This window comes from Streptomyces hygroscopicus subsp. hygroscopicus, assembly GCF_001553455.1.
In the GTDB taxonomy this organism is placed as follows: Bacteria; Actinomycetota; Actinomycetes; order Streptomycetales; family Streptomycetaceae; genus Streptomyces; species Streptomyces hygroscopicus.
The window spans coordinates 1-4,155 of record NZ_BBOX01000509.1; the positions used below are offsets into that span (position 1 = coordinate 1).

Sequence of the window (4,155 nt, forward strand, 5' to 3'; positions counted from 1 at the left end):
ACGGCGTCCGCGCGGCCGCCGGACCGCGGCCGGCGCCGGTGGCCGCGCCGGCGCGCCGCCCGCGCGGCGCTGACACCGGCCGCCGCCCCGGGGCGGAAGAGGCGACGCGGTGAGCCTGGACAACGCCGTCGGGCTCGTCGTCGCGGTGGCCCTGCTCGGTTATCTGGTGGTCGCGCTGCTGTTCCCGGAGAAGTTCTCGTGAACGACACCCTCGCGGGGTGGCTCCAGGTCCTCGCCCTGGTGGCCGCGCTGGCCCTGTCGTACCGGCCGCTGGGTGACCACATCGCCCGCGCCCTCACCTCACCCCGGCATCTGCGGGTCGAGCGACTGGTCTACCGGCTGGCCGGGGTGGACGGGGACTCCGATCAGCGGTGGGCCGGATACGCCCGCGGTGTGCTGGCGTTCTCCGCGGTCTCGGTCCTGTTCCTGTACGGGTTCCTGCGGGCTGCAGAACCACCTGCCGCTGTCGCTGGGCAGGCCGCCGGCGACGCCCGCCCAGTCCTTCGACACGGCCGCCTCGTTCGTCACCAACACCGACTGGCAGTGGTACGCCGGTGAGAAGACGATGGGCCATCTGGTGCAGATGGCCGGCCTCGCGGTGCAGAACTTCGCCTCGGCGGCGGTGGGCATCGCCGTCGTCGGCGCTCTGATCCGTGGCTTCACCCGGCAGAACACCGACCGGGTCGGCAACTTCTGGGTGGACCTGACGCGGATCGTGGTGCGCGTGCTGCTGCCGATCGCGTTCGTCTTCGCCGTCGTGCTGGTGGCGGGCGGGACGATCCAGAACTTCCACGGCGTCGAGTCCGTCCCGACCCTGGCCGGTGGCCACCAGGACCTCACCGGGGGGCCGGTCGCCTCGCAGGAGGCCATCAAGGAGCTGGGCACCAACGGCGGCGGCTTCTACAACGCCAACTCCGCCCATCCGTTCGAGAACCCCAACGCCTTCACCAACCTGCTGGAGGTCTATCTGCTGCTGGTGGTCTCCTTCGCGCTGCCCCGCGCCTTCGGCCGCATGGTCGGAGACCACCGGCAGGGTTACGCGCTCGTCGCGGTGATGGCGGTGCTGTGGGCCGCCTCCGTGGCGATCGTGACCGCGAACGAACTGCACGGCGTCGGCAGCCGGGCCGGCCACGCGGCGGGAGGCATGCTGGAGGGCAAGGAACAGCGGTTCGGCGTCTGGGCGTCCGCGCTGTTCGCCGCGTCCACCACCCTCACGTCCACCGGGGCGGTCAACTCCTCCCACGACTCGTACTCGCCGTTCGGCGGCGGGATGACGCTCGTCAACATGATGCTGGGCGAGATCGCGCCCGGCGGCGTCGGTTCCGGCCTCTACGGGCTCCTCGTGCTGGCGGTCGTCACGGTGTTCGTCGCCGGGCTCATGGTCGGCCGCACGCCCGAGTACCTGGGCAAGAAGCTCGGGGGCCGGGAGATGAAGTTCGCCTCGCTGTACATCCTCACCACCCCCGCGGTCGTCCTGGTCGGCGCGGGGCTGGCGATGGCGCTGCCCGGTGAGCGGGCCGCCATGCTCAACCCCGGCCCGCACGGCTTCTCCGAGGTGCTGTACGCCTTCGCCTCCGCGGGCAACAACAACGGCTCCGCCTTCGCCGGCCTCGGGGCGAACACCCCTTGGTACAACACCGCGCTCGGGCTGGCCATGCTCCTCGGCCGTTTCCTGCCGATGGTGTTCGTCCTCGCGCTCGCCGGATCGCTGGCCCGGCAGACGCCGGTGCCGGTGACGGCCGGCACCCTGTCCACCCACCGGCCGCAGTTCGTCGGGCTCCTCACCGCCGTGGTGCTCATCGTCGTCGGCCTCATCTACTTCCCCGCGCTGTCCCTGGGGCCGCTTGCGGAAGGGCTCCGGTGACGGCCCCGGCCGCCGCCGGACCCCCGGCCGCGCCGCGGGGAAGGCCGCCCGGCCGGGGGGCCTCCGGCGGGCTGCTCGACCCGCGGCAGCTCCTGGCCTCGCTGCCGGGTGCGGTCAGGAAGCTCCATCCCAGGAAGATGGCCGGGAACCCGGTCATGTTCGTGGTGGAGGTCGGGGCCGTGCTCACCACCCTGTCCTCGGCCCAGAGGCCGAGCGTCTTCGCCTGGGTGATCTCGGCCTGGCTGTGGCTGACCGTGCTGTTCGCCAACCTCGCCGAGGCCATCGCCGAGGGCCGGGGCAAGGCCCAGGCGGACACGCTGCGGCGCACCAAGAGCGCCGTGGTCGCCCGCCGCCTCCTCGACCGGCGCCCGGGCGCCGCGGCCGCCGGGCAGGAGGACGTGCCCGCCGCGGAGCTGCGGAGGGGCGACGTGGTGGTCGTGGAGGCCGGTCAGACCGTCCCGGGGGACGGTGATGTCATCGAGGGCGTCGCCTCCGTGGACGAGTCGGCGGTCACCGGGGAGTCGGCGCCGGTGATCCGCGAGTCGGGCGGCGACCGGTCGGCGGTCACCGGCGGGACGAAGGTGCTGTCCGACCGCATCGTCGTGCGGATCACCTCTCGGCCGGGGGAGACCTTCATCGACCGGATGATCGCCCTGGTGGAGGGCGCCGCGCGGCAGAAGACACCCAACGAGATCGCGTTGAACATCCTGCTGGCCTCGCTGACCATCGTCTTCCTGCTGGCCGTGGTGACCCTCCAGCCGTTCGCCGGCTATGCGCGCGCCGAGCAGAGCATCGTGGTCCTGGTCGCCCTGGTGGTCGCGCTCATCCCGACCACCATCGGGGCGCTGCTGTCCGCGATCGGCATCGCCGGTATGGACCGGCTCGTCCAGCGCAACGTCCTGGCCATGTCCGGACGCGCCGTTGAGGCGGCCGGTGACGTCAACACGCTGCTGTTGGACAAGACCGGCACCATCACCTTCGGCAACCGCCAGGCCGCTGAGTTCCTGCCGGTCGGCGGGGTGGGCGTCGGGGAACTCGCCGACGCCGCACAGCTGTCGTCGCTGGCCGACGAGACCCCGGAGGGCCGTTCCGTGGTCGTCCTGGCCAAACAGCGGCACGGGCTGCGCGCCCGGGACGAGGGCGAACTGGGCCACGCCGGTTTCGTTCCGTTCACCGCCCAGACCCGGATGAGCGGCGTGGACATCCACGGCCGTCAGATCCGCAAGGGCGCCGCTTCCGCGGTCATCGCCTGGGTGACCGAGCACGGCGGGCGGCCCGGCGGGGAGGTCGACGCCGTCGTGGACCGGGTCGCCGACGCGGGCGGCACACCGCTCGTCGTCGCCGAGCGCACCGGAACCACCGCGCGGGTCCTCGGTGTGATCGAGCTCAAGGACGTGGTCAAGAAGGGCATGCGGGAACGCTTCGGCGCGCTGCGCCGCATGGGCATCAGGACGGTCATGATCACCGGCGACAACCCCCGGACCGCGGCGGCCATCGCCGAGGAGTCGGGCGTGGACGGCTTCCTCGCGGAGGCCACGCCCGAGGACAAGATGGCGCTCATCAGGCGCGAGCAGGCGGGCGGCAAGCTGGTGGCGATGACCGGCGACGGCACCAACGACGCTCCCGCGCTGGCCCAGGCCGATGTCGGAGTGGCCATGAACACCGGCACCTCGGCCGCCAAGGAGGCGGGGAACATGGTGGACCTGGACTCCGACCCCACCAAGCTGATCGAGATCGTGGAGATCGGCAAGCAGCTGCTCATCACCCGCGGCGCGCTGACCACCTTCTCCATCGCCAACGACGTCGCGAAGTACTTCGCCGTCATCCCCGCCATGTTCGCCGTGGTCTACCCGGGGCTGGAACGGCTCAACGTCATGCGGCTGCACAGCCCGACCTCGGCGATCACCTCCGCGATCGTGTTCAACGCGCTGATCATCATCGCGCTCATCCCGCTGGCCCTGCGCGGCGTCCGCTACCGGCCGTCCTCGGCGGCGGCCCTGCTCAGCCGCAACATCCGGATCTACGCCCTCGGCGGGCTCGTGCTGCCCTTCCTCGGCATCAAACTGATCGACCTGGTCGTCCAGTTCGTTCCGGGACTCCGCTGACCGCTGACCCACGAGACACGAAGAAGGCGACCGCCGTGCCCCGCACCCTTCCCCCCGTGGTCCGCAACCACCTGTCCGCCCTGCGGCTGCTGCTGGTGTTCACCGCGGTCACCGGCGTCTGTTACCCGCTCGCCGTCACCGGAGTGGGGCAGCTGGCGTTCCCGCACCAGGCGAACGGCTCGCGGA

At 71.9% G+C, this 4,155-nt stretch carries 3 protein-coding genes and 1 pseudogene; all 4 read left to right on the forward strand.

The window, feature by feature from the left end; all coding sequences use genetic code 11:
- Positions 1–109: 109 nt before the first annotated feature.
- Positions 110–202 (forward strand): K(+)-transporting ATPase subunit F, encoded by a 93-nt coding sequence (gene kdpF / locus AXW62_RS37580; protein WP_030838613.1) that lies wholly within the window; start codon positions 110–112, stop codon positions 200–202.
- Positions 199–1,864, forward strand: a pseudogene (kdpA, locus tag AXW62_RS37585) (potassium-transporting ATPase subunit KdpA). Before kdpF ends, kdpA begins: the two are co-directional and overlap by 4 nt.
- Positions 1,861–3,969, forward strand: a complete 2,109-nt coding sequence (kdpB, locus tag AXW62_RS37590) for a potassium-transporting ATPase subunit KdpB (RefSeq protein WP_060948327.1) — start codon at positions 1,861–1,863, stop codon at positions 3,967–3,969. The pseudogene kdpA and the gene kdpB overlap by 4 nt, the downstream one beginning before the upstream one ends.
- A 56-nt stretch (positions 3,970–4,025) precedes the next feature.
- Positions 4,026–4,155 (forward strand): potassium-transporting ATPase subunit C (locus AXW62_RS37595; protein WP_370682968.1); only part of this gene is annotated, 130 nt, incomplete at its 3' end.